Here is a 24,914-nt window from a genome sequence, read left to right as displayed (position 1 = left end):
ATTTTGAATAAATGAATTACGAAGGAGTACTCACCAAAATGCAAACTGAAAACGGCTCGCCCATTCAGTATTACCTTGTTTTTGAAAACGATTTTTTGAACATGAACCAATTGTTGGACAAAAAAGTGTCCATCAATTTTTTGCATTACCAATGTTTAAATTGCGGACTTCAAAAGAAAATTTACCGTCAAGGTTTTTGTTATGATTGCTTTTACGAAATACCCCAGGCCGCAGATTGGATAATGAATCCGGAACTGAGCAAAGCACATTTAGGAATCGAGGACCGCGATCTTGCCTATGAGGAAAAAGTACAGATACAACCGCACGTGGTTTACCTTGCCAATAGCAGCAGCGTGAAAGTTGGCGTTACGCGAAAAAGTCAGATTCCCACCCGATGGATTGACCAAGGTGCCCACGAAGCCATAGAAATTGTTGAGGTTCCCAACCGTTATTTGGCGGGAATTACCGAAGTAGCTTTAAAAGATCATGTGAGCGATAAAACCAATTGGCGAACAATGCTTAAAAACGATATTCAAGATGAAGATTTGGTGGAATGGCGAAATAAGTTGAAACAGTTTATTCCAACCGAAGCTGCTGAATATTATTTAGAAAACAATGCTGAAACCAATCTGCAATTCCCGGTTTTAAAATATCCCCAAAAACCAAAATCGCTCAACCTTGAAAAAACACCTTTTTATGAAGGAATTTTAAAAGGAATAAAGGGACAATACCTTATTTTTGACGACGACACCGTGTTCAACATTCGAGGAAACGAAGGGTATGTGGTTTCAATAGTTGTAAATTAAAAAAGGGAATTTCATCAAACCACAATCAAATATACAGCTGTCCTTGGGCAGCAATATGGGCAACCGTTTTGAAAATCTTCAAAGAGCGGTTGATAGCGTTTTTGAAAAAATTGGTTCCATCGTAAAAATATCTTCCGTTTATGAAACTCCTGCAATGGGTTTTGAAGGCGATCCTTTTTTAAATTGTGCCGTTTGGATACAAACTGATTTTAAGCCTTCAAAAATCCTAAAAGTAGCTTTAGAAATTGAAAAATCATTGGGGCGGGAACGAAATACTTCCAAAACATATACTTCCCGGCCGATTGACATCGATATTATTTTTATAGACGATTTAGTTATTAAAACCGAAAAACTTACCGTCCCCCATTCAGAAATGGAGAAACGAAAATTTGTTTTACAGCCCTTGGCAGAATTGAACTCAGGCTTTATTCATCCTATTTCACAAAAAAATATAATCAAACTTTTGGCTGAAACTGAAGATAAAAGTATTCTTGAAAAGCAATCCAAATGGCTCAATAACCCGATGCGGGATTTCAATGTTTCACAGTATAATTACATTGCCATTGAAGGAAATATTGGAGCAGGAAAAACAAGTCTCGCTACAAAAATTGCAAATGATTTTAATGCGAAATTGATTCTTGAAAGGTTTAAAGACAACCCATTTCTTCCTAAATTTTATGAAGACGCCGCGCGCTACGCTTTTCCTTTGGAAATGTCTTTTCTGGCAGACCGCTATCAGCAATTGGTGGATGATATTACACAGTTTGATCTTTTTAAGGATTCAGTCATTGCGGATTACGATGTGAACAAATCCTTGATTTTTGCAAGCATCACATTGCCAGAGGAGGAATATTCACTTTACAAAAAACTCTTCCAAGTGATGCATAAGGACCTGCCTAAGCCAGATAAGTATATTTATTTATACCAAAACACTGAGCGCTTGCTAGAAAACATTAAAAATAGAGGTAGAAAATATGAACAGAGTATTGAAGCTTCCTATCTTCAAAAACTAAATGCTGGCTATTTAGAATTCATCAAAAACCAACATTCTGAAAACATAAAAATCATCGATATTTCCGAAATGGATTTTTTAAAGAATCGAGCAGATTATTTAAATATTTTGAAACAAATAATATCCTAAAAAAACCTCGGTTGCCAATTACTATTTGCAGTCCTTTAACTGAAAATTGAAAACTGCGACTGCCTACTAAATTTGCTTACCTTTGCAAAAAATACTAAATGAGCACACAAGACAATTACGATAAAGGAAGAGGTTCCAACAAGCCGGGGAAAAATGCACGAAAGAAAAGTATGGCTCGTGGAAATGCTCCTTTGAAGTCTGATTCTTCAAGTAAAAAAACGGGCCGTCAGCAAGATCCAACAAAACCAAAGTTGAAGTTTGACAAAACCGGAAAAGAAATTGGCCGTCGCGAAAAACCCGTACAAATAGTAAAGAAAAGCAATCCTGCAGATGGGGTTCGCTTAAATAAATACATAGGAAACAGCGGGGTTTGCTCACGCCGCGAGGCAGATACATACATTGCCACAGGCTTAGTTACGGTTAACGGGAAGGTTGTAAATGAAATGGGCTACAAAGTCCAATTGACGGATGATGTGCGTTTTGATGGCCGTCGTTTAAACCCCGAACCAAATACTTACGTTTTGCTAAACAAACCCAAAGGTTTTTCAACCACGGACAGTAATGCTAAGGGAATGACAGTGATGGATTTGGTTGCAAACGCTACCACGGCAAAAATAAAGCCGTTCGGCCGTTTGGGCAGAAATGCAACAGGGCTTTTGCTTTTCACAAATGATGATGAATTCGTGCAAAAATTCTCAAAAAAGGGAATTTCGCGTTTGTTCCATATTGAATTGGACAAAAACCTAAAAGCCGAACACCTTAAAAAAGTAAAGGAGGGCCTTACAGTTGAAGGCAAAGAAATAACCGTAGAAGAAATAAGCTACGTAGATAATTCACCAAAAAGTGAAATAGGTTTAAAAATAAAACATACCGGCAACAGTGTCATCAGAACCATATTTGAACATCTGGGCTATGATGTTGTGCGGGTAGATTGTGTAACCCTTGGCCCTTTAACAAAAAAGGATTTGCCGCGCGGTCGCTGGAGAACACTTACTGAAAAGGAACTCAATATGTTCAGCATGATATAGCTGAAAGTGAAAAATCTTCAGGTTTTATAAATTATTGAATTTTTTTTGGCATTTTTGTATTGAAAAACAAATAAACAGTATTTTAAAATGGTTGGTTTTTGAGAAATTTCAAAAACATAGATTCTAAATGAACAACACATTTTTACTTCTAGATGCTGCATTGCAGCAAGTTACGGGCAAAAGTTCCACTATAAACGCCTTGCCTATTCGCATTTAAACTTCAAGTTAATTTTTTGTTATACTTCCTTTTTTTTAGGGAATACGCAACAAGAATATTTAATTTACACTTTTCAACGAAAATCAAAAGATGAACACCAAATACATAGATTTAATTAACCAAACATATTATTTTCCACAGGAAGAATTTCGCTTGGGCGATAACGGGTTGGAATTTCACGGCATAGACTTGATGGCGTTAGTAGAACAATATGGCGCACCGCTAAAGTTTACTTATCTTCCTAAAATTTCGGAAAATATAAATTTGGCAAAAAAGTGGTTTGCAGATGCTATTGAAAAGAACAACTATAAGGGCAGCTATAACTATTGCTACTGCACAAAAAGCTCGCATTTTAAACACGTTTTAAATGAAGCTCTAAAAAATGATATTCATATTGAAACCTCTTCGGCTTTTGATATTGATATTGTTGAAAGCCTAAAGAAAACAGGAAAAGTAACAGATAAAACTTATGTAATCTGCAACGGCTTTAAGCGTGATAGATATATTGAAAACATAGCACGTTTAATTAATAACGGTCACGAAAATTGCATCCCAATTATTGATAATTACGAAGAAATTGAACTTCTTTCAGATAATATTGAAGGCCATTTTAACGTGGGTATCCGTATTGCCTCTGAAGAAGAACCGAAGTTCGAATTTTATACTTCAAGACTTGGAATTGGCTACAAAAACATCATTCCGTTTTATGAAGAACAGATAAAAAACAACGAACGTGTAGATCTTAAAATGCTACATTTCTTTATCAATACCGGTATTCGCGACACTGCTTATTACTGGAATGAATTGGTTAAATGTTTGAAAGTGTATGTTCGCCTTAAAAAAATATGCCCTTCCTTGGATAGTTTGAACATTGGCGGAGGTTTCCCAATAAAAAACTCATTGCATTTTGAGTATGATTATCAATACATGATCAATGAGATTTTAAACCAAATAAACATAACTTGTGCAGAAGCAGAAATGCCGGTTCCGAATATATTTACAGAATTTGGCAGTTTTACAGTAGGTGAGAGCGGTGGCGCCATCTATGAAATACTGTACCAAAAACAACAAAACGATCGCGAAAAGTGGAATATGATTAATTCTTCTTTCATTACAACTTTGCCAGATACGTGGGCCATCAGCAAACGCTTCATTATGCTTGCCATAAATCGTTGGAACGATGAATATGAAAGAGTGCTATTGGGCGGATTGACTTGTGATAGCGATGATTACTATAATAGCGAACAAAACATGGCAGCTATTTATTTGCCAAAATTCAGAAAAGAAAAACCTTTGTATATTGGCTTCTTTAATACAGGAGCATACCAAGAAACCATCGGTGGTTTTGGGGGCTTGCAGCACTGTTTGATACCTTCCCCAAAACATATATTGATTGACCGAGATAAAAATAATAAAATAACAACCAAACTTTTTTCAGAACAACAAACAAGCGAGCAATTGCTAAACATTTTAGGTTATGAGCACTAAGACGTACGCAGGTATCCCGCAAAAATATGCGGCCCTTGAAACATCAAAAATTGTATTAATTCCAGTTCCTTATGACGGCACCAGTACTTGGCAAAAAGGAGCAGATAAGGGCCCCGAAGCCTTTTTGGATGCTTCCGAAAATATGGAACTTTATGACATTGAAACCCAAACAGAGGTTTACAAGCAAGGAGTTTTCCTTGCAGATGCAATTACGGAAAATTCATCACCTGAAGCTGTGGTTTCAGAAGTACACAAAATCACTAAAGATTATATAAAACGAAACAAATTCGTAACCATTTTTGGTGGCGAGCACAGCATTTCCATAGGCACTATACGAGCCTTCAACGAATGTTTTGACAATTTAACAGTGCTTCATATAGACGCACACGCAGATTTGCGTAAAGACTTCCACGGAAGCACCTGCAACCACGCCTGTGCAGTATATGAAGCTAGCCAAACCACAAATTTGGTGCAAGTTGGCATTCGCAGTATGGATATTGCAGAAACCCGTGTGATGGACGAAGAAAAAGTATTCTTTGCCCATGATATGGCAAAAGACGAATATTGGATGGACAAAGTAGTAGAAGCTTTGGGCGAAAATGTTTTCATCACTTTTGACCTTGACGCCTTTGATCCTTCAATCCTTCCATCAACCGGAACTCCAGAACCAGGTGGGCTTTTTTGGTATGAAACATTAGATTTCCTCAAGCAGGTTTTCGAAGAAAGAAATGTAGTAGGTTTTGATATTGTTGAGCTTTGCCCTAATGAAAACGAAAGAGCTTCAGACTTTGTAGCAGCGAAGCTTTACTACAAAATGTTGACCTACAAATTCGCAGGAACTGAAGAAGGTGACGAATACGAAAGTAATTTTAATGAAACCAAAAAAGGCGTTTCAAAATTTAATACAGAAGAAGATGAGTACTAGCAAAGGATCCATTTCCCAATTTATAGAAAAATATTATTTACACTTCAACGCCGCCGCCCTTGTGGATGCCGCAAAAGGATACGAAGCACAACTAGCAAATGGTTCAAAAATGCTTGTGTCTCTTGCGGGTGCAATGAGTACAGCAGAATTGGGAAAGATTTTTGCTGAAATGATCCGCCAAGATAAAGTTCAAATTATTTCCTGTACAGGTGCAAATCTAGAGGAAGATATTATGAATCTTGTAGCGCACAGCCATTACGAACGCGTGCCGCATTATCGCGATTTAACACCGCAGGACGAGTGGGATTTGCTTGAAAGAGGAATGAACCGCGTAACCGATACTTGTATTCCTGAAGAAGAAGCCTTCAGAAGAATTCAAAAACACATCGTGAAACTTTGGAAAGAAGCCGAAGCAAAAGGCGAACGCTACCTTCCGCATGAATATATGTATAAGCTCCTTTTAAGCGGCGTAATGGAAGAACATTATGAAATAGACTTAAAAGATTCTTGGATGTATGCCGCCGCCGAAAAAAACCTACCAATAATCTGCCCAGGATGGGAAGATAGCACTATGGGAAACATCTTTGCAAGCTACGTTTTAAAAGGAGAATTGAAAGCTTCCACAATGAAAAGCGGGATAGAATACATGACTTTTCTAGCAGATTGGTACACAGAAAATTCGAAAAACGGAATCGGTTTCTTCCAAATAGGAGGAGGGATAGCAGGAGATTTCCCAATCTGCGTAGTGCCAATGCTTTATCAGGATATGGAACGGCCAGAAACTCCATTTTGGAGCTACTTCTGCCAAATTAGTGATTCCACTACAAGTTTTGGTAGCTATTCAGGAGCCGTTCCCAATGAAAAAATTACATGGGGAAAACTGGATATTGACACCCCAAAATTTATCATAGAAAGTGATGCAACCATCGTTGCGCCTTTGATTTTTGCGTACCTTTTAGGAATGTAATCCAAACAATGCACAACAAACACAATAATGCAAAGAACAAACAGCAATCCGCAGTTAACATTCCCTTACCCACAATGTAGGGGAATCATTGCGCACTTAACATTTGCTGTTCCTCAACTAACATTTACTTCTCCGCAATTAACAATTGCTTCCCCGCAGATAACAATTTTCATCCCGCAATTAACATTTGCTTCCCCGCAGATAACAATTTTCATCTCACAATTAACATTTGCCTCCCCGCAATTAACATTTGTCTCCCCGCAAATAACATTTGCCTTTTCGCAAATAACAATTGTCGCCCCCAAAGTAACAAGCAATAACAAAAAGCTGATAACAACCAGCGCATAACAAACAAAACGAATGGATCCACAAAAAATCGAAAATATAGAACTGAAATTTTTAACGCTAAAAGATTACGAAGCGTTAAAAAAAGCAACAATCCAGTCCTATGGTGGTATGCCAAACAGTTATTGGAAAATAAACGAAATAGGAAACCTAATAGACATTTTCCCTGAAGGGCAAGTGGTTATAATGGCTGATGGTGAAATTGCCGGCTGCGCCCTTTCCATTATTGTTGACTTTGATGAATTGGGAGAAAAGCATACCTATAAGGATATTACGGACGACCCCACTTTCAAAATTCACGACCCCGAAGGTGATGTACTCTACGGAATAGATGTTTTCATCCGTCCAGATTTTCGAGGATTGCGTTTGGGAAGAAGATTATATGATTACAGAAAAGAGCTCTGCGAAAATTTAAATTTAAAAAGTATCGTCTTCGGTGGTAGGATGCCAAACTATCATTTACACGCAGATAAACTTTCCCCAAAACAATACATAGAGAAAGTAAAGCGCAAACAAATTGATGATCCCGTATTGAACTTTCAAATATCGAATGATTTTCACCCAGTACGCGTTCTAAAAGGATATTTGGAAGGCGATAAAGCTTCGGGCGAGTTTGCGGTTTTGATGGAATGGGACAATATCTATTACACCAAACCTGAAAAAAAGCCAAAACCTTCCGCAGTAAAAAGCATAGTGCGTCTCGGCCTAATTCAATGGCAAATGCGAAGCTATTCCGGAATGGAAGAATTGATGCACCAAGCTGAATATTTCATTGATAGCGTAGCAGGTTACCGTTGCGATTTCGCGATGTTTCCAGAATTCTTCAATGCACCGCTTATGGCAAAATACAACCATTTGAGCGAGCCAGACGCTATTCGCGAATTAGCCAAATACACCAAAGAAATTACCGAAAGACTTTCACAACTTTCAATTTCATACAATATTAATATCATCACAGGTAGCATGCCTGAGATGGTACGCGGAAAATTGTATAATGTTGGTTATCTATGTCGCCGTGATGGAAGCGTTGAACGTTATGAAAAAATACATGTAACCCCAGATGAAGAGCGCGTTTGGGGAATGGCCACCGGAAATACCCTTAAAACTTTTGATACCGACTGTGGAAAAATAGGTGTTTTGATATGTTACGATTCCGAATTTCCAGAACTTTCAAGATTGCTTTCAGATGAAGGAATGGATATTCTTTTTGTCCCATTTCTTACAGATACCCAAAACGGTTATTCCCGTGTAAGATTATGCGCGCAAGCAAGAGCCGTAGAAAACGAATGTTACGTAGCCATTGCTGGAAGCGTTGGAAACCTTCCAAAGGTTCATAACATGGACATACAATACGCCCAAAGTGCCGTTTTCACTCCTTGTGATTTCTCCTTTCCAAATAATGGAATAAAAGCCGAAGCAACCCCAAACACCGAAATGATTTTGGTTGCAGATGTGGATATTGACTTGTTGAGAGAGCTGCATACTTTTGGAGCAGTTAGAAACTTAAAGGATAGAAGAAAGGATTTTTATAGGTTGGAACGGGTGAAGAAGTAATAATTTCAGAAAAGTTCCTTCCACTTTTTTTAGGGGAAGGTGGCATCAATATCGTTGAAAACGATTTTGATGACGGAAGGGGTACATCTCCCAAACTGCAACCCCAATTACTAAAACATATTCCAAAGCCACCAACCAAAGATTTTCGTTAAACCCATCTTTTCCGTATGCGGAATAACTTAACATTACCATAAAACTCCATACAATCGGGAATTTATATTTTGTGAAAACCGAAAGCAAAAGTGGGGTGGCAATGTACCACGGGTGTACGGTTGTTGAAAGCAAAAAGTAAAATGAAATCGCAAAAAGCATCTCGGTAAGTAAATGTTGAGGTGTTTTGTTTTTTCTGAAAAAAGCAATTCCCAAAACAAAAAGTAAAACCAAAACAGGAAGAATCTTTCCGACGGTTTCTATCAAATTCCAGCCCACAATTTGAAAACCAATCCACCGAATTAAGTAATAAACACTGGCATTAAACTCAAAATTTTGAAACCAGAGCGCAATGGTTGAAGAGAAATGCTCAATAAATTCTGAAGAAAGAAAGGGAAGGAAAGTAATCAAAACCGTAAGCCCAATGATACTGTAAAATTTCACCAAAGTTGCCCAACTTGAACTTTGGGTTTTAAATGGAGCTGAGGTATTTTTCGAAATAAAATACTTCAAAAACAACGGCAAAAACAACAAAGGAATCAACTTGACTGAAACTGAAATCCCAATCAAAACCGCTGCCCAAAACCATTTTCCTTTTAAAAGAAGATATAACGCCCATACAAAAAAGAAGAGCATCGCGCCTTCAAAATGCAGGTTCCCTGTAAGTTCGATAATTATAAAAGGATTCAGAAAAAACCAAAAGATGTTTTTAATTGGAAGGTTCAGTTTCTCCAAAAGTTTCTTCCCAAAGTAAAGAATACCAACATCTGCCAAAATAATCAGCACCCGAAGAACAACCACAGAACCCAAAATACTTTTGCCAGTAAATAGCGCAGCGATTGCAAAAAACAATTGATTAATAGGAGGATAATTGCTGAAATGGCTTGCATTAAGCGAACCCATTCCCTCGATTAATTGTTGGGATTGCTCAATTGTCACTCCGAGCGCAGTCGAGGAGCTGGGAGTGAACAAGTATGGACTCACGCCCTGCAAAAGCAAACGCCCATCCCATAAAAACCGATAAAAATCCTGCGAAAGATTTGGGATTGCAGCAATAAAGGCAAGTCTTGAAACAATTCCCAAACTCGCCAATAACCAAAAATTCAGCTTGACTTTTTCAATAAAATAATAGGAAAGATAAAAAAGATAAGTGCAAAATAAAATGAGTTTCAGAAAATCACTTCGCTCCAAACCATAACCAAAATTGATATAAAGCGCAATAGAAGCTATTGCAAATAGTAGCGGAATTTTATATTGTTTAATGAAATTCAAAAGCAACTATTAAAGCATTAAATCAAAAATCTAAAATCGGCTGCCGATAGCTATCAGGTCTAAAACCGTTAATCAATTTAGTCCTGCCATTCGGCTATAAAAAGATTAGTGTCGTGTCCGCCGCCATTATTTCTGTTGGAAGAAAACGCCAGTTTTTTTCCATCGTTTGAAAATACAGGGAAGGCATCAAATGTTTCGCCGTGGGTTACACGCTCCAAGTTTTTTCCATCAATATCAATTAAATACAGATTGAACGGAAATCCTCTTTCCGCCTCAAAATTGCTGGAAAATAAAATCTTTTCCCCCGAAGGATGAAAGAACGGCGCCCAATTGGCATTTCCCAAATGCGTCAATTGACGAAGTTCGCTTCCGTCAGCATTGCATATAAAAAGCTCCATTTCGGTGGGCTGCACCAAACCTTGCGCAAGCAAATCTTTGTATTCTTTTATTTCCGTCTCGGTTTTTGGGCGGGAAGCGCGGAAAATAAGTTTGCTGCCGTCTGGCGAAAAGAATGCGCCGCCGTCATAGCCCAATTCGTCAGTAATCTGCTTTACATTTTTTCCGTCAATATCCATAGTGTAAAGCTCCAAATCGCCGCTGCGCATGGAGGTGAAAACAATTTTATCTCCTTTTGGCGAAACGGTTGCTTCGGCATCATAACCTGGTTCTTTGGTGAGTTGCGCAGTGATATTTCCTTCCAAATCCGCAACAAAAATGTCGAAACTATCATAAACGGGCCAAACGTATTTTCCTTCTTTTTTCAACGGAACTTCGGGACAGTTTTTGTCTTTTAAATGTGTGCTTCCGTAAACAATATGCTTCCCGTCCGGCAGAAAATAACTGCAAGTTGTTCTTCCTTTTCCTGTGCTAATCATCGGTGGCTGCTTGTCTTTGAACGTTTCGTCAGCATTCATTAAAAACATTTGGTCGCAGTTTACGCCCCAATTTTTATTGTTGCTTTGGAAGATAAGTTTGCTATCGTCAAAACTCCAATAGGCTTCAGCATTATCGCCGCCAAATGTGACTTGCCTTATATTTTTGAAATGCTTTTCTTCGGGATAAATTAAAGTATCCTTTGTTTGTTCATCAAGAACATACGTTTCGTTTTTTTCAATTTTTTCGCTTGAATTCTCTTCGCTCTTTTTCACATCATTTTTACAGCTTACTAAAACTGAAACAATGATTAGCGTATATAATAATTTCATTTTAATGTACTTTTGCACAAAAGTAATGATATGCGTGCAATTTTAGTGATATTTCTGGCAATGCTTGTTTTTTCCTGTAAGGAAACAAAGGTGAAATCGGTAACTATGAAAGAGGATGTTTCCGTTTTGGCAAACGATAGTTTGAACGGAAGAAAAACAGGTTCCACAGACGAAAAGAAAGCTGCGGAATATATTGCGAAAAGATTTGAAGATTTAGGATTGCAAGCGAAAGGCACGGATGGCTATTTTCAAAAATTTACTTTTAAGGCCAGTAAGAACCCACATCAAGAAGCAGAATTTACTTCAGAAAAAAATGACAGCACTGAAACTGGCGAAAACGTAATTGGATATATAGACAACAAAGCCGAAAACACTGTTGTTATTGGAGCACATTACGACCATTTGGGAATGGGTGGCGAAGGTTCACTGTATCGCGAAGGTGAGGCAATCCACAACGGCGCGGACGATAATGCGAGCGGCGTAGCAATGATGTTGCATTTGGCGGATTCGCTTCAAAAGAAAGATTCGCCAAAAAACAATAACTATCTCTTTATAGCTTTTTCTGGAGAAGAAGAAGGATTGCTGGGTTCCAATTATTTCGTGAAAAATCCAACCATTAATACCAAAAAAGTAACCTATATGCTGAATATGGATATGGTGGGAAGGCTTAATTCTGAAAATACTTTAGCGGTTTATGGCGTGGGAACTTCACCTATTTTGAAACAGACCGTAAATGCGAATGCTGGCGATTTAAACATTGCCGAAAACGAAAGCGGCGTTGGCCCGAGCGACCACACTTCGTTTTATTTGGCAGATATTCCGGTGTTGCATTTTTTCACGGGGCAACACGAAGATTATCACAAGCCCAGCGACGATACTGAAAAGGTGAATTTTGAGGGAATGGAACTAGTTTCGAATTATATTTTCAGCATTATAAAAGATTTAGATTCCCAAAAGAAACTTCCGTTCAAAAAAACCAAAAATGAAAGCGAGGTTGTTCCAGATTTTAAAGTGACATTGGGTGTAGTTCCCGATTATCTTTTCAGCGGAAAAGGAATGCGAATTGACGGCATCAGCGAAGACCGTCCCGCGCAAAAAGCAGGACTTCAAAAAGGTGACATTGTAGTGAAAATGGGCGATTACGAGGTAACCGATATGATGAGCTATATGAAAAGTCTTTCAAAATTTGAAAAGGGGCAGACTGCAAAAGTAACTATCGATAGAGGTGGCGAGTTGAAGGAAGTTGAGGTTACTTTTTAGATTTTATATAGTATATTTGGGTAAATGAAGAAGTTATGGAAACCACAAAACTTAGGGAAAAATTAAAGGCGCAATTTTCAGAAATCATTGAAGATGACAATAATCTGAACTATTTACAGGAGGCTTTTGAGGAAATTTATAGTAAGGAATATGTTTCACAAGTTCCTGAATGGCATTGGAAAGAAGTCGAGGAGCGTAGACGGAGACATTTGGCGGGAGAAACAACCTCGGAGGATTGGGATATTGTTAGAGAAAGACTCAAAAAAAAATATGGCTTTTAAATTAAAAGTTGAATTTGACGCTGAAAAGGAAACTGATGAGGCAATATCGTGGTATGAATCAAAACGAGTAGGTCTGGGCAATGAATTTTTGGAAGAGCTACACGAATACTATGAAATTCTTAAAACCGAAACCCCCTCTTTTGAACTAAAAAGAAAACCTACCTTTCGTGAACTTCCACTGAAAAGATTTCCGTATGTTATCATTTATGAATTGCGTGATAAGACCATCTTCGTCTATTCCGTTTTCAACACAAATCAGGATCCGTTGCGAAAACGGAAATAATCTCATTACATCATCATACTCCCACAAATCCCAAGACTTATCAAAAGATAAACTACCCCAAGAATCATAAGTATTTTTCCTGCTTTTTTCTTTTGATTTGCAAGTAAAACCGCACCAATAATAAATAATATGATTGCAGGTAAAAACATAATTGCTAAAATAATAACGACTAATCCTGTTAAATCACCAACATCTAAAAATATCATAACGCTTCGGTTTTAAGTTTCTCCAAATATTCTTTTTTATCATCCCGATAAAATAAATTCATCGTTTCAAAGGGAATAATTTTATAGTCTTTGTCCACAATGTGCACGCAGGATTTTTTGATGCTGCGGACGTCAAAATTATAGGCGTCAATAAATTGCATAATTATTACTCTGAAAAGATTGTCATAGCCTAATTCCGGCGCGTCAATATTGGGAAGACAACAGAGAATTGACTTCAAATTTTCCTGCGCGCACTCCACCGAATTTCCCGTGCTGAAAAGTTCGATCATTTTTCCTTTCAGCATTTCGTCCTGTTCGTAAACTATCGTGTTTTTACTGTTGTCCAACAAATCCTGTGGATTGATATAACGCGTCAATGGAAAAACTTCGTCGCCCAATTTTAGTGCATAACCCATCACCAAAGCATCAGGATTACAAGGAACGGGAAGTAAATCCTCTGCATTAAAAACATCTGTTTGCTCCAAAATTTTTCTGCGTACTTCCGTTAAAGTAATCCTATCGGTTTCAGTATTGAAATCTTCCAATCTACCTGCAATTTGGGTAGGTTGAAAAGTTACGCCACGAACACATTTTTGTTTTAAGGCGAAGTCGATAATTTTACCCATCTCGCCATCATTCAAACCTTTTTGAAGCGTAACTACCAAAGTCGTTGAAAGATTCACTTCATTCAAATTGGCAAGCGCTTGCTGGCGGATTTTGCTTAAATCTGCACCGCGAAGGGTTTGCAAAACAGAATCTTCAAAAGAATCAAACTGCAAATATATTTCGAAATCGGGCGCGTATGTTTTCAATTTTTCTGCAAAATCCTTCTCTTTCGCAATCCGGATTCCGTTCGTATTGAGCATTAAATGTTTTATGGGAAGCGTTTTCGCATAATCCAAAATCTCAAAAAACTGTGGATGGATTGTGGGTTCGCCACCACTAATTTGCACAACATCCGGCTCTTTTTCATTCCGAACCACGGCGTCCATCATTTTTTTTATTTCATCCAAAGTTCGGTGCCTTCCGTAAGTTGGGGACGAACCAGCATAACAAGTAGGGCAGGTGAGGTTGCATCGATCGGTGACTTCAACAATCGTCAAACACGAATGCTGCTCGTGGTCCGGGCACAAACCGCAATCATACGGGCAGCCGTAATGCGTTTTGGTGTTGAAAGTATGAGGCATTTCCGATGGCTTGTTGTAGTTTCGGATGTTTTTATAGTATTCGGCATCGTCTGCTATCAAGACTTTGCTGTTGCCGTGTTCAGGGCAACGCTTCAACATAAAGACATTGTTTTCCTCAAAAATTATTTTGGCGTCGATTCGTTTTAAGCATTCCGGGCAAAGGCTTAAGGTGAAATCGTAGTATGTATATTTTCTTACGGGCATCGAAAAAGTTAAAAGTTAAAAATTTTCAGTTGGCTGTCTTATATCATGGTTCTTGTGTCTTGATTCTTTTATAAAAAAGATTGTTTTATAATAGTAAAGCAAACAAATAACGCAAAGTATTTGAACGCTGCTCAGTCCCAAAACGAAAAACTCATTCGGTTTTAAAAACTCGATAAAAAAGCGGAAAGTGAAATAGCTTATCATAAACCACTTAAATATTTCTCCGTTTTTAAGTATTTGTTTCTTTTGAATTTGTTTCAGCGCTATTGCTAAAAGTACCAAAAAAACGAGTTCGTACAACGCGAGTGGATGCCGAAGCACTCCATCGCCCAAATCCATTCCGAAGATTGACGAAGTTTCTATTCCGTAAGTGAATTCATTTGTGCCAGAAAGAAAGCAACCAATCCGGCCTATAAAGATCCCGAGAATGATGGAAAAAGTGAACAAATCACCGGACGAACGTTTTTCGCCAATTATCTTTTTTGCAATCTCAACACCCAAAAGTCCGCCGAAGAGACCGCCCATAATTGATTTTGCATTCAGTAATTCAATCCAAGTATTTTCAGAAAAGTTTATAAAAGGATATTCCAAAAATCCAATAATACGCGAGCCAATCAACGCGCCCAAAGTAGCGCCAATGATAATTGAAAGTCTGTTGTTTGAGGAAATTTCATCCGTACTTCTTTTCCGAAGAAAAACATAGTAGCGAAAACCTACGATAAAAGCGAGATATTCCATAATGAGATGAATATTCACTTTTATTCCGAAGAGAATGGGTTCGAAAGGGATTTCCAAATTTTGACTGTTTGGTTATAAATGTAGTCAATTTCAGAAATAAAAAAACCTCACAAATCTTGAAGACTTGTGAGGTTTTAACTATTAATCACTTTAGGGATTACATCATCCCGGGCATTCCACCACCCATACCACCCGGCATTCCGCCGCCAGCATTTTCTTCTTTTATGTCAACTAACGCACATTCGGTAGTCAAAATCATTCCAGCAACCGAAGCAGCGTTTTCAAGCGCGATACGGGTTACTTTTTTAGGATCGATGATTCCTGCTTTTAGCATATCAACATATTTTTCGGTTTTGGCATCATAACCGAAATTTTTCTTGCCTTCCAAAACTTTGTTGATTACTACAGAGCCTTCACCACCTGCGTTTTCAACGATTGTGCGAAGTGGAGATTCTATGGCGCGAGCCACGATTTGAACCCCTGTTGTTTCGTCTAAAGTTTCTGTTGTAAGTTTTTTAAGCACTTCAATTGCGCGAACCAAAGCTACGCCACCACCGGCAACTATACCTTCCTCAACAGCCGCGCGGGTTGCGTGAAGTGCATCATCAACTCTATCTTTTTTCTCTTTCATTTCCACTTCAGAAGCCGCACCAACGTAAAGAACGGCAACACCGCCAGCCAATTTGGCCAAACGCTCTTGCAATTTTTCTTTGTCGTAATCGCTAGTTGTAGATTCTATTTGAGATTTTATTTGGTTTACACGACCTTTAATATCGCTCTTGTTTCCAGCGCCATTTACAATTGTAGTGTTGTCTTTATCAATTGTGATTGTTTCCGCAGAACCCAACATATCGATTGTTGCGTTTTCCAAAGTGAAACCGCGTTCTTCAGCAATTACAGTTCCTCCAGTTAAAACTGCGATGTCTTCCAACATTGCCTTTCTTCTGTCACCAAAACCTGGCGCTTTTACAGCTGCAATTTTCAATGAACCGCGAAGTTTATTTACTACCAAAGTAGCCAAAGCCTCGCCGTCAACATCTTCCGCGATAATCAATAAAGATTTTCCTTGTTGTGCCACTGGCTCAAGTATAGGAAGCAAATCTTTCATTGAAGAAATTTTCTTGTCGTAAAGCAATACCATTGGGTTTTCCAATTCAGTTTGCATTTTTTCGGTATCGGTTACGAAATAAGGAGAAAGGTAACCGCGGTCAAACTGCATACCTTCAACAACATCAACGTAGGTTTCAGTTCCTTTTGCTTCTTCAACAGTGATAACGCCTTCTTTTCCAACTTTTCCGAATGCTTTGGCAATCAAATCGCCAATAACATCGTCATTGTTTGCAGAAATGGAAGCCACTTGCTTTATCATTTCTGAAGAATTGCCAACTTTAGTAGATTGGCTTTCCAAATTTTTAACGATAGCTTCAACAGCTTTGTCAATACCGCGTTTCAAATCCATTGGATTTGCGCCAGCGGCTACGTTTTTAAGACCTTCTTTTACGATTGCCTGTGCAAGAACGGTAGCGGTTGTTGTTCCATCACCAGCGAGATCGTTGGTTTTTGAAGCTACTTCCTTCACCATTTGCGCGCCCATATTTTCAAGTGGGTCTTGCAGTTCAATTTCTTTTGCAACGGTAACCCCATCTTTTGTAACCTGTGGCGCACCGAAGGATTTACTGATAATTACGTTACGGCCTTTTGGGCCCAAAGTTACTTTTACTGCGTTTGCCAATGCGTCAACGCCGCGTTTAATTGCATCGCGGGCATCTACATCAAATTTTATATCTTTTGCCATAAACTTTAATTTTTTCATTTCCGCGAAGGCGGAAATCTTTAGTTAATACTTATAAATTTTAAACTTTTTGTTTTTGAAGAAATTCCAAATCCCAAATCCCAAATTTTGGAATTTGGTACTTGTGATTTGGAATTTAGATGATGGCTAAAATATCATCTTCACGCATAATGAGATAATCTTTCCCATCAAATTTTAGTTCGCTGCCTGAGTATTTTCCGTAAAGAACGGTATCGCCAACCTTTACGGTCATTTTATGGTCTTCTTTGCCTTTACCAACAGCTACTACTTTACCTTGTTGTGGTTTTTCCTTTGCAGAATCTGGAATGTAAATGCCCGATGCGGTCTTAGTTTCAGCTTCTTGTGGCTGAACCAAAACGCGGTCTGCAAGTGGTTGAATTTTTAATGCCATTTCAATTTTATTTTTTAGTTGTTAAACTTGAGTTTAAATGTTTGATTGCTAATTGGCAGAAATTGTGCCACTGCCTATAAACTGACACATTACAAAACAAAAATGCCAGCTTGTCAGAAGCTGGCATTTTTAAAAAATATCTTATACCTAAATATTAGCTGGTAGTATCTGTTGAAGCTGGTGCAGGAGTTTCGGTGGTTGGAACCGCAGGCACTGCGCTTTCGTCAAAAGTTTTTGATTGTACTGTATTGCTTCCCATAATGAAAACGTTGGAAAACAAAATAAGCGCCAACATAATGGTTGCAAGCGTCCAAGTACTTTTATCTAAAAAGTCACTTGTTTTCTGTACGCCACCAATCTGTGCGCCACCGCCACCGCCAAATGACGATGAAAGTCCGCCACCTTTTGGGTTTTGTACCATTATAACTACGACCAATAAAAAGGCCACTATCATTATTAAAACTAAAAATATTGTAAACGTACTCATGATTGTTCTGAATTAATCAATTTTTCTATTGCCCGAATTTGGTCTGCAAAGAAACCACTTTTTTCGGGATTTTTCAAAATTAAAATTTTATATGCCTGAATTGCTTTTTTATAGTTCTTTTGTTGTAGGTAAACTTTCGCCAAAGTCTCCGTCATTAGTGATTCAGACGGTTGTTGAAAAGTTGGGGAAGGGCTTTTTGGCTCTTCTTTTTTGGTTGTATTTTCTATATTAGGAGGAATTATTTTTGGGCGTTCTTGGATAAATTTGTCTATCAATTCAAATTTTCGCTCTCTGTCATCTTTTTGAATTTCATCCTCTTTCTCGTCAAAAATATCCTCATCTCGCTCAATAGGTTTTGCTTTTGTCAGCTTTAGCCATTCTGAGAAAGAGTGAGTGTCGTTTTTGGTAAATTCCAAAGGTTTGTCAGGTTGTAGGATTTCTTCGGGTTTTTTCTCTTTGGCTTCAACCAAATTTGATACAGATTCAATTTTTCTTTGGAAAAGTTCTGGATTCAAAATATCCTCGGCCTTTTGCATTTCAGCTTTTAACTGTCTGTCTATTTCAAGGCTTATTTGTTCGGAAACATTTTCTGAAACCACTTTAATATCTTCAACTGAAGCATCGTGTTGCAAAATGGTTTGCGAAATTTCGTTCTGAATAAATTTTTTCGAAGTGATGTATTCAAATAAAATGTCACGGTCGGTAGTGTGGGCCGCTGTAAGTTTTAAAGCTTCATTATAAAGATAACTATCCTGATTTTTTAATCCTTTAAGTTGCAACGCACGCGCACTTTGGAAATAGGGGTATTTTTTTATGATCAAATCCAAAGCAGCCAAATCCTCAGAAGTTATTTTCTGTGGATTGGCGAGTAAATATGTAAAGTTAGATGTGTTCAAAATGCTACCAATTTGCAAGCGATTTATTAAAAATATCCTGCGTTAAGCGTTCAAAAATAATATCTACGGCAGCATCAAGTTTGGAGCCTGTCAGTTGGGTTTGGCCAGGATAATCATAGTAAAAGCTGAATGGTTGCTCAAAATCTTTCAATGGATCTTTTGTGTTGTAAAACCGCACGTTTACATTTATTGTTAGTCTATTCTGTGCTGCTGTACTATTGGAAGTTGCCGTGATTGGCGCAATATAATATTGTGTTATTTCACCTTCGTAAACCAAATCACCATTGTTGTTTACAAGATCTAAACTAGTTTGATTCAGTAATAAATCTTGCAATTTTTGGGTAAAATCGCGTGCAATTCCAGGTTCAACAATAGGTGCGTTGTTTTGAAAATAATTTACCTGTACTGTTTTTGTGGTACTGTAATTTATATCAGCCCCGGTAAATGAATACGGTCCGCAACCCTGCAATAGAATTACTAAACTTAAGAGCAGTACAATTGAATATGTTTTTGGCATTTATGTTGTTTTAAGTTTTGGTGTGCTGACTATAAATCATACTGTTTTATCTTCCTGTATAAAGTCCTTTCAGAAATGCCAAGTTCGTCTGCTGCGTCCTTTCTTTTTCCGTTGTACTTTTCAAGTGATTTTTTTATGAGTTCCAATTCCTTTTGATGAAGGGAAAGGTTTTCTTCTTCTTCAATTTCCTCAGCGTATTCGTATTTGTCTTTTCGGGATTCCAAAGAATTTTCGGGAATACTGAAAACTTCAACATCGGTTTGCGTGCCGTTGTTTTCTTCTTCAATTATGGAAGCTAATTCCTCCTCGGCTTCATTTTCATCAGCATATATTTTATTGATAAGTGAAGACTGCTCTTCTTTAACTTTAGCAGCATTGCCAGTTTTCATTAATTCCAATGTGAGCTTTTTCAAATCATTTACATCGCGTTTCATATCGAAAAGCACTTTGTATAGAATTTCCCGTTCGCTACTGAAATCACTTTCAGCCTTTTTAGCGTTTACAATTGCGGGAAGATTGCTGCCCATGTCCGGCAAATAATGTTTCAAGGTTTCGTAGGAAATCTCACGATTCTGCTCCAAAACAGAAATCTGTTCGGCAACATTCCGCAATTGGCGGATGTTTCCGCTCCAGCGATATTTCAACAATAAATCCGTTGCTTGGTCTGTCAATCTGATAGTTGGCATTTTGTATTTCTGCGCAAAATCTGCAGCAAATTTCCGGAAAAGCAAATGGATATCTTCTTTGCGTTCCCGCAGCGGGGGTAAGTTGATTTCCACCGTGCTCAATCGGTAATACAGATCTTCGCGGAATTTTCCTTTTTCAATGGCATCGACCATTTTTACATTGGTTGCGGCAACAATACGAACATCGGTTTTTTGTGCTGCGGAAGAGCCTACTTTTAAAAATTCGCCATTTTCCAAAACTCGCAGCAAACGAACTTGTGTTGGCAAGGGCAATTCGCCCACTTCATCGAGGAAAATAGTTCCGCCGTCGGCTACTTCAAAATAACCACTTCGGGTTGCGGTTGCGCCCGTAAACGAACCTTTTTCGTGACCGAAAAGTTCGCTGTCAATGGTTCCTTCGGGAATTGCACCGCAGTTTACGGCTATATATTTTCCGTGCTTTCTGTGGGAAAGTGAGTGGATTATTTTCGGGATACTTTCTTTCCCAACGCCACTTTCGCCTGTAACCAAAACCGAAATATCAGTTGGGGCAACCTGAATTGCTTTTTCCACGGCACGGTTCAGTTTTGGGTCGTTGCCTATTATTCCGAATCGTTGTTTTGTTGCTTGTATGCTTTCCATATTTTATCCCAGCAAAACGCGGGACCTAAATTTTAATTAATAATATTCGTAGGTTAGTTTTTCAAAGAGAACGCCATTTCTTTTAACCTCTGCGCTTATGGGGAACCCCTGTTGATTATACTGAGTAGTGAATACATCAGTATAATTTAAGTTTGGATCGGGAAGGGTAGAGATGAATTTAACCTTTGTGGAGTTATTTGCTGAAAAATCAGTCTTGAAACTTTTCATACTTCCCGTGAAATTATAAATATAATTGTTGATGTTATTCTTGAAATTTTCAAAAAGTGGGTTTGTTTTATTGTCGTATTCATAAACATAATCCTCTGTGGAGCCTGTGCCTATGGAATATTCATAATGAATAGAACTAACTAAATCTCCATTGTAATTTATTGTTTCCGTTACAGTACCATTTAAAGGTTCACTGCTTCTTGAAAAAGTTTCTATCAATTTTCCTTCTTCATTAAAAATGAGGCTTTTATGTCCGCCAAAATCATCATCTACAAAAACGGTATTGTTTTCGTAAGTTAAATGTGAGGTATTTGAAAATCCGTCAGCAGATGTATAAGTAACTGAGGAAATTCTATTCGAAGTATCGTATTCATATGAAATGGTTCGAGCCACATAATTTTCAATAATATTAGTTGTTTTTGACTCCAATATCTGGCCTAGCTCATTATATAAATAATCATCGTGAAAAAGAGTGTTTATATCAGCATAATCTTGAATCCATTTGGTTCTTTTTCCTGAAAGATCATAGAGGTAGTCTAATCTATAAAAAGTGCCGTCTTCCAAATAAAATGTTTTGGAAAGCTTTTTAATCTTAAAATCGGTTTGTTCTTCAGGTTGTGAGTTACTGTCATCATTGGAACAAGCCAAGAACAATAAACTCACTGTAAAAAGAAATAGGATGCGTTTCATGATTTATTACTTTAAATATTAGTAATATTCGTAGGTTGCTTGCGATATTAAAACGCCGTCCTTTTCTGTTTCGGAGCTTATGGGATAATCGGAATCGTTATACTGAAATGTAATTTCCAAAACATAATTTTCGGAAGAATTAGTACCGACTCTGGTTATTTTTGTGGCGTTACTCGGTGATATAAATAATGAATGGTCGAAAAGATACCCATAATAATAGGTGTTGAAGGGGTAGTTATGAAACTCTTCGTAGAATGGATTTATTTTTCCGTCATATTCATAATCGTGGTTTAATTCACCGTTAAAATTTGAGGCAATATCTACATTTATGATATTGAAATCGTTATCGTAAGTAATAATTTCATCTTCAACAACGCCTAGATCCCAAAAGTGTTTTTTCGAAATTAAAACGTCTGCATTATTATAATAAAATTCTGTTCGCTGCTGTCCTGGGGTAAACCATTGCACATTGGTCTGTTGCGGTTGATAGCTAAAGCTTATGGAATCCATATCAATTCCATCTGCGTCCCAATCCCTAAAAATAACCCATGGTTTATCGTTTTGGTCATAATAGTAGTTTTCAACAAAATCAACAGGGTAATTCAAGTGATTGTGGGCTTTTCTTGTGACTTGCCCTAAATCGTTGTAGGCATACTCCCAGAAATAGTCATAAAAAGCATCAATAATATGGTCTTTTGTTTTTTTGCCGTTTTCATCAAAAAAATACTCAATCATTTCTCCATTTGGAGTTCCGTTTGCATCAACAGATATACTAGTAAATTTTTTGATTTTTAGTTCTTGTGGGTTTTCGGAACCGTTATTATCGTCCTTGGAGCACGCCAAAAACAATAAACTTGCTGTAAAAAGGAAAAAAATACGTTTCATGATTTATTGGTTTTATGAATACCCCACTACTTCGCCAATCAGCGTTGCGGTGGTACAATCGGTTATTTTTACGTTTACGAAATCTCCAGCTTTATAATTCTCCTTAGGAAAAACTGCAACGTTATTGTGCTCCGTTCTTCCGCTCCATTCATCTTTGTTTTTTTTCGACTCTTTTTCAATTAAAACAGTCACGGTTTTTCCTAAAAATTCCGCGGTGCGAATTGCGCTGTGTTTTTGCTGAAGGTCCACAATCTCGGTCAATCTTCGGCTTTTAGTTTCTTCGGGCACATCGTCTTCCAGCTTTCGGGCAGCCATGGTGCCGGGCCTTTCGGAATATTTATACATATAGCCAAAATCATATTTCACATATTCCATCAGACTCATCGTTTCTTTGTGGTCTTCCTCTGTTTCGGTTGGGAAACCAACAATCATATCCTGCGAAATGGAACAGCCGGGAATGATTTCCCAAATCCTGTCAACCAATTTCATATATTCCTCGCGGGTATGCTGGCGGTTCATTTCCTTTAAAATACGTGTGCTTCCACTTTGAACGGGAAGGTGAATGTGGTTGCAGATATTTGGGTGTTTTGCTACAATGTGTAATACCTCTTCATGCATATCCTGTGGGTTGCTGGTTGAAAAGCGAATGCGCATTCTTGGATGTGCCGTTGCAACCATATCAAGCAATTGCGCAAAATCAGTTGCAGTTGCTTGCTCCATTTCCGAAGCATTTTTGAAATCTTTTTTAAGTCCGCCACCGTACCATAAATAGCTGTCCACATTTTGACCGAGCAATGTGATTTCTTTATAACCTTTTTCAGCCAAATCATCCACTTCGCGTAAAATACTCTGTGGATCACGGCTGCGTTCGCGACCTCTTGTAAAAGGCACGACGCAAAACGTACACATATTATCGCAACCGCGGGTGATGCTTACAAAAGCGGTAATTCCATTTCCACCCAAACGCACGGGAGAAATATCGCCGTAGGTTTCCTCTTTTGAAAGAATTACGTTCACGGCATCCCGGCCTTCTTCAACTTCTTTCAGTAAATTCGGGATGTCTTTGTAGGCATCCGGTCCAACAACCAAATCGACAATTTTTTCTTCTTCAAGAAATTTTTCCTTCAAACGTTCCGCCATACAGCCCAAAACGCCAACCTTCATTTTTGGGTTTATTCGTTTTACGGCGTTGTATTTTTCAAGTCGTTTTCTGACGGTTTGTTCGGCTTTATCGCGAATGGAGCAGGTGTTCACCAAAACCAAATCTGCTTCTTCCAGCAAATTTGTAGTGTTATAGCCTTGGTCGGCAAGAATTGAAGCCACAATCTCGCTATCGCTAAAATTCATAGCGCAGCCGTAGCTTTCAATATATAGTTTTCGGGAATTGCCTTCGCGTGCTTCCAGCGTTAGCGTGTTTCCCTGTGTTTTTTCGTCAATAATCTTTTCCATGCAAATTTAAAATAATGATCGCGGTCAATAACTTAGCCATTGAACCTGCAAAGATACAATTTTAAGCAACGGTGACAAAGTGGCAGATTTCTTTTTCATAGATTTGTGAACTAACCAAAATATAAAGAAATATGGAACCACAGATTTTTCAAAAAATTGAAAGAGCAAAAGCGCCTGATTTTGGTGATATTTTAACCAAAAGTTTTGAGCTTTTCAAAAAAATATGGGTAGAGGGAATGTTGCATTTGTTGGTGATATTGGCAGTAATTTTGCCTTTCTTGGCCATTCTCTACGTTCCATTTATAGCTATTTTGATTAAAGCTGAAGCCAATGGCGGCCAGCCGGATTTTAATCCATTTTTGGAATATTCCGTGCTTTGGATTGCAATTTATATTCTAGCATTTTTAGTAATAGTGATAATCATTCAAACAATTGCGTATGCTATAACCGCCCACTTTTTCCAGGTTTGTAAAAAAGCAGATACAGGAACTCCTGTTGAAATTGGAGGCTATTTTGTGTATTTAAAAAATCATTTCCAAAAGATACTTGTATTGTCGCTTGCTGCTTTTGGGATTACAATGTTAGCCGCTATTCTGTGTTATCTGCCAATCTTTTATGTAATGGTTCCGCTGCAACTTATGTTTGTTATTTTCGCTTTCAATCCGGAGCTTTCAGTTTCTGAAATTGTAAAGTCAGGTTTCAAACTGGGCAATAAGTTTTGGCTAATTGCCTTTGGTTTGATTATCATTTCATCAATGATTGCGCAATTGGGAATAATTTTATGCGGAATCGGGATTTTGGCGACAGCCTTTTTCACCCACCTTCCGATGTATTATTTTTACAAGGAAACCATTGGTTTTGATGACGATTCACCAATAGATGTGCTTCCAAATTCCTTTTAGATTTGTTGGGTGAATTTGGCATTTGCTGAGACTAATTTTAGTATGAAAAAGTTTCGTATTAAAAAATTCATATACTTTTGCAATCATAACAA

26 protein-coding genes are annotated in these 24,914 nt (G+C 37.9%); 12 read left to right on the top strand and 14 right to left on the bottom strand.

Features of this window, described 5'->3' with window-relative positions:
- Positions 1–11: 11 nt before the first annotated feature.
- The 8 genes from Q2U82_RS03030 to Q2U82_RS02995 all read left to right on the top strand — a co-directional run bounded on the left by Q2U82_RS03030 (position 12) and on the right by Q2U82_RS02995 (position 8,471).
- Positions 12–806 (top strand): DUF2797 domain-containing protein, encoded by a 795-nt coding sequence (locus Q2U82_RS03030; RefSeq protein WP_410006253.1) that lies wholly within the window; start codon positions 12–14, stop codon positions 804–806.
- Between the two features lie 13 nt (positions 807–819).
- Positions 820–1,947: a 2-amino-4-hydroxy-6-hydroxymethyldihydropteridine diphosphokinase gene (gene folK / locus Q2U82_RS03025; RefSeq protein WP_410007120.1), complete on the top strand. Its 1,128-nt coding sequence runs from the start codon at positions 820–822 to the stop codon at positions 1,945–1,947.
- 98 nt (positions 1,948–2,045) lie between these two features.
- Entirely contained in the window at positions 2,046–2,975 is a 930-nt protein-coding gene (locus Q2U82_RS03020) for a pseudouridine synthase (protein WP_410006252.1), read from the top strand.
- Positions 2,976–3,282: 307 nt separating this feature from the next.
- Positions 3,283–4,680, top strand: a complete 1,398-nt coding sequence (locus Q2U82_RS03015) for an arginine decarboxylase (RefSeq protein WP_410006251.1) — start codon at positions 3,283–3,285, stop codon at positions 4,678–4,680.
- On the top strand, positions 4,670–5,605 hold the full coding sequence (gene speB / locus Q2U82_RS03010; protein ID WP_410006250.1) for an agmatinase: 936 nt from the start codon (positions 4,670–4,672) through the stop codon (positions 5,603–5,605). The genes Q2U82_RS03015 and speB overlap by 11 nt, the downstream gene beginning before the upstream one ends.
- The gene (locus Q2U82_RS03005) at positions 5,595–6,572 is read left to right on the top strand and encodes a deoxyhypusine synthase family protein (protein ID WP_410006249.1); all 978 of its coding nucleotides are present in this window, start codon (positions 5,595–5,597) and stop codon (positions 6,570–6,572) included. Before speB ends, Q2U82_RS03005 begins: the two co-directional genes overlap by 11 nt.
- 27 nt (positions 6,573–6,599) lie before the next feature.
- The gene (locus Q2U82_RS03000) at positions 6,600–6,920 is read left to right on the top strand and encodes a hypothetical protein (RefSeq protein WP_410006248.1); all 321 of its coding nucleotides are present in this window, start codon (positions 6,600–6,602) and stop codon (positions 6,918–6,920) included.
- A 12-nt stretch (positions 6,921–6,932) separates the two neighbouring features.
- Entirely contained in the window at positions 6,933–8,471 is a 1,539-nt protein-coding gene (locus tag Q2U82_RS02995; protein ID WP_410006247.1) for a bifunctional GNAT family N-acetyltransferase/carbon-nitrogen hydrolase family protein, read from the top strand.
- A gap of 45 nt (positions 8,472–8,516) precedes the next feature.
- Here Q2U82_RS02995 and Q2U82_RS02990 read toward each other — a convergent pair whose 3' ends face one another.
- Together Q2U82_RS02990 and Q2U82_RS02985 are read right to left on the bottom strand one after the other, a co-directional pair.
- On the bottom strand, positions 8,517–9,893 hold the full coding sequence (locus tag Q2U82_RS02990; protein ID WP_410006246.1) for a glycosyltransferase 87 family protein: 1,377 nt from the start codon (positions 9,891–9,893) through the stop codon (positions 8,517–8,519).
- 77 nt (positions 9,894–9,970) lie between these two features.
- Positions 9,971–11,098, bottom strand: a complete 1,128-nt coding sequence (locus Q2U82_RS02985) for a TolB family protein (RefSeq protein WP_410006245.1) — start codon at positions 11,096–11,098, stop codon at positions 9,971–9,973.
- Positions 11,099–11,128: 30 nt separating this feature from the next.
- On the opposite strand from Q2U82_RS02985, the gene Q2U82_RS02980 reads away from it, so the two are divergent.
- Genes Q2U82_RS02980 through Q2U82_RS02970 form a run of 3 tightly spaced genes read left to right on the top strand, consistent with a single transcriptional unit; the run spans position 11,129 to position 12,922 of the window.
- Positions 11,129–12,358 carry a M20/M25/M40 family metallo-hydrolase gene (locus Q2U82_RS02980; RefSeq protein ID WP_410006244.1) on the top strand — a complete coding sequence of 410 codons (1,230 nt, stop codon included), beginning with the start codon at positions 11,129–11,131 and terminating at the stop codon, positions 12,356–12,358.
- 35 nt (positions 12,359–12,393) lie between these two features.
- Positions 12,394–12,639, top strand: a complete 246-nt coding sequence (locus tag Q2U82_RS02975) for a hypothetical protein (RefSeq protein WP_410006243.1) — start codon at positions 12,394–12,396, stop codon at positions 12,637–12,639.
- Entirely contained in the window at positions 12,629–12,922 is a 294-nt protein-coding gene (locus Q2U82_RS02970) for a type II toxin-antitoxin system RelE/ParE family toxin (RefSeq protein WP_410006242.1), read from the top strand. Before Q2U82_RS02975 ends, Q2U82_RS02970 begins: the two co-directional genes overlap by 11 nt.
- Positions 12,923–12,927: 5 nt before the next feature.
- On the opposite strand, the gene Q2U82_RS02965 is transcribed toward Q2U82_RS02970, so the two are convergent.
- The 12 genes from Q2U82_RS02965 to miaB all read right to left on the bottom strand — a co-directional run bounded on the left by Q2U82_RS02965 (position 12,928) and on the right by miaB (position 23,920).
- Positions 12,928–13,128 (bottom strand): hypothetical protein, encoded by a 201-nt coding sequence (locus Q2U82_RS02965; protein WP_410006241.1) that lies wholly within the window; start codon positions 13,126–13,128, stop codon positions 12,928–12,930.
- A complete protein-coding gene (locus Q2U82_RS02960) occupies positions 13,125–14,519 on the bottom strand; it encodes a radical SAM protein (protein WP_410006240.1) in 1,395 nt (464 codons plus the stop codon). Before Q2U82_RS02960 ends, Q2U82_RS02965 begins: the two co-directional genes overlap by 4 nt.
- A gap of 15 nt (positions 14,520–14,534) precedes the next feature.
- Positions 14,535–15,314, bottom strand: coding sequence for a prolipoprotein diacylglyceryl transferase (locus Q2U82_RS02955; RefSeq protein WP_410006239.1), 780 nt, complete (start codon positions 15,312–15,314; stop codon positions 14,535–14,537).
- 100 nt (positions 15,315–15,414) lie between these two features.
- Positions 15,415–17,052: a chaperonin GroEL gene (groL, locus tag Q2U82_RS02950; RefSeq protein ID WP_068761585.1), complete on the bottom strand. Its 1,638-nt coding sequence runs from the start codon at positions 17,050–17,052 to the stop codon at positions 15,415–15,417.
- Positions 17,053–17,185: 133 nt separating this feature from the next.
- Positions 17,186–17,461 (bottom strand): co-chaperone GroES, encoded by a 276-nt coding sequence (locus Q2U82_RS02945; RefSeq protein WP_062623053.1) that lies wholly within the window; start codon positions 17,459–17,461, stop codon positions 17,186–17,188.
- 154 nt (positions 17,462–17,615) lie between these two features.
- Positions 17,616–17,948 (bottom strand): preprotein translocase subunit SecG, encoded by a 333-nt coding sequence (gene secG / locus Q2U82_RS02940; RefSeq protein ID WP_410006238.1) that lies wholly within the window; start codon positions 17,946–17,948, stop codon positions 17,616–17,618.
- Complete coding sequence (locus Q2U82_RS02935) at positions 17,945–18,844, bottom strand: hypothetical protein (protein WP_410006237.1); 900 nt, start codon at positions 18,842–18,844, stop codon at positions 17,945–17,947. The genes secG and Q2U82_RS02935 overlap by 4 nt, the downstream gene beginning before the upstream one ends.
- Positions 18,845–18,848: 4 nt before the next feature.
- Positions 18,849–19,361, bottom strand: coding sequence for an LptE family protein (locus tag Q2U82_RS02930; RefSeq protein WP_410006236.1), 513 nt, complete (start codon positions 19,359–19,361; stop codon positions 18,849–18,851).
- Positions 19,362–19,390: 29 nt separating this feature from the next.
- Positions 19,391–20,668, bottom strand: coding sequence for a sigma-54 interaction domain-containing protein (locus tag Q2U82_RS02925; protein WP_410006235.1), 1,278 nt, complete (start codon positions 20,666–20,668; stop codon positions 19,391–19,393).
- A 36-nt stretch (positions 20,669–20,704) separates the two neighbouring features.
- Entirely contained in the window at positions 20,705–21,586 is an 882-nt protein-coding gene (locus tag Q2U82_RS02920; protein ID WP_410006234.1) for a hypothetical protein, read from the bottom strand.
- Between the two features lie 18 nt (positions 21,587–21,604).
- Positions 21,605–22,471 carry a hypothetical protein gene (locus Q2U82_RS02915; protein ID WP_410006233.1) on the bottom strand — a complete coding sequence of 289 codons (867 nt, stop codon included), beginning with the start codon at positions 22,469–22,471 and terminating at the stop codon, positions 21,605–21,607.
- 12 nt (positions 22,472–22,483) lie between these two features.
- The gene (gene miaB, locus Q2U82_RS02910; RefSeq protein ID WP_410006232.1) at positions 22,484–23,920 is read right to left on the bottom strand and encodes a tRNA (N6-isopentenyl adenosine(37)-C2)-methylthiotransferase MiaB; all 1,437 of its coding nucleotides are present in this window, start codon (positions 23,918–23,920) and stop codon (positions 22,484–22,486) included.
- A 131-nt stretch (positions 23,921–24,051) separates the two neighbouring features.
- On the opposite strand from miaB, the gene Q2U82_RS02905 reads away from it, so the two are divergent.
- A complete protein-coding gene (locus Q2U82_RS02905; protein ID WP_410006231.1) occupies positions 24,052–24,822 on the top strand; it encodes a hypothetical protein in 771 nt (256 codons plus the stop codon).
- Positions 24,823–24,914: the final 92 nt, after the last annotated feature.

Origin of the sequence: Aequorivita nionensis (assembly GCF_046352995.1) — a bacterium.
GTDB classification, from domain to species: domain Bacteria; phylum Bacteroidota; class Bacteroidia; order Flavobacteriales; family Flavobacteriaceae; genus Aequorivita; species Aequorivita nionensis.
The sequence above is the reverse complement of the archived record's forward strand: the minus strand, read 5'-3'. Positions and strand labels throughout refer to the sequence as shown.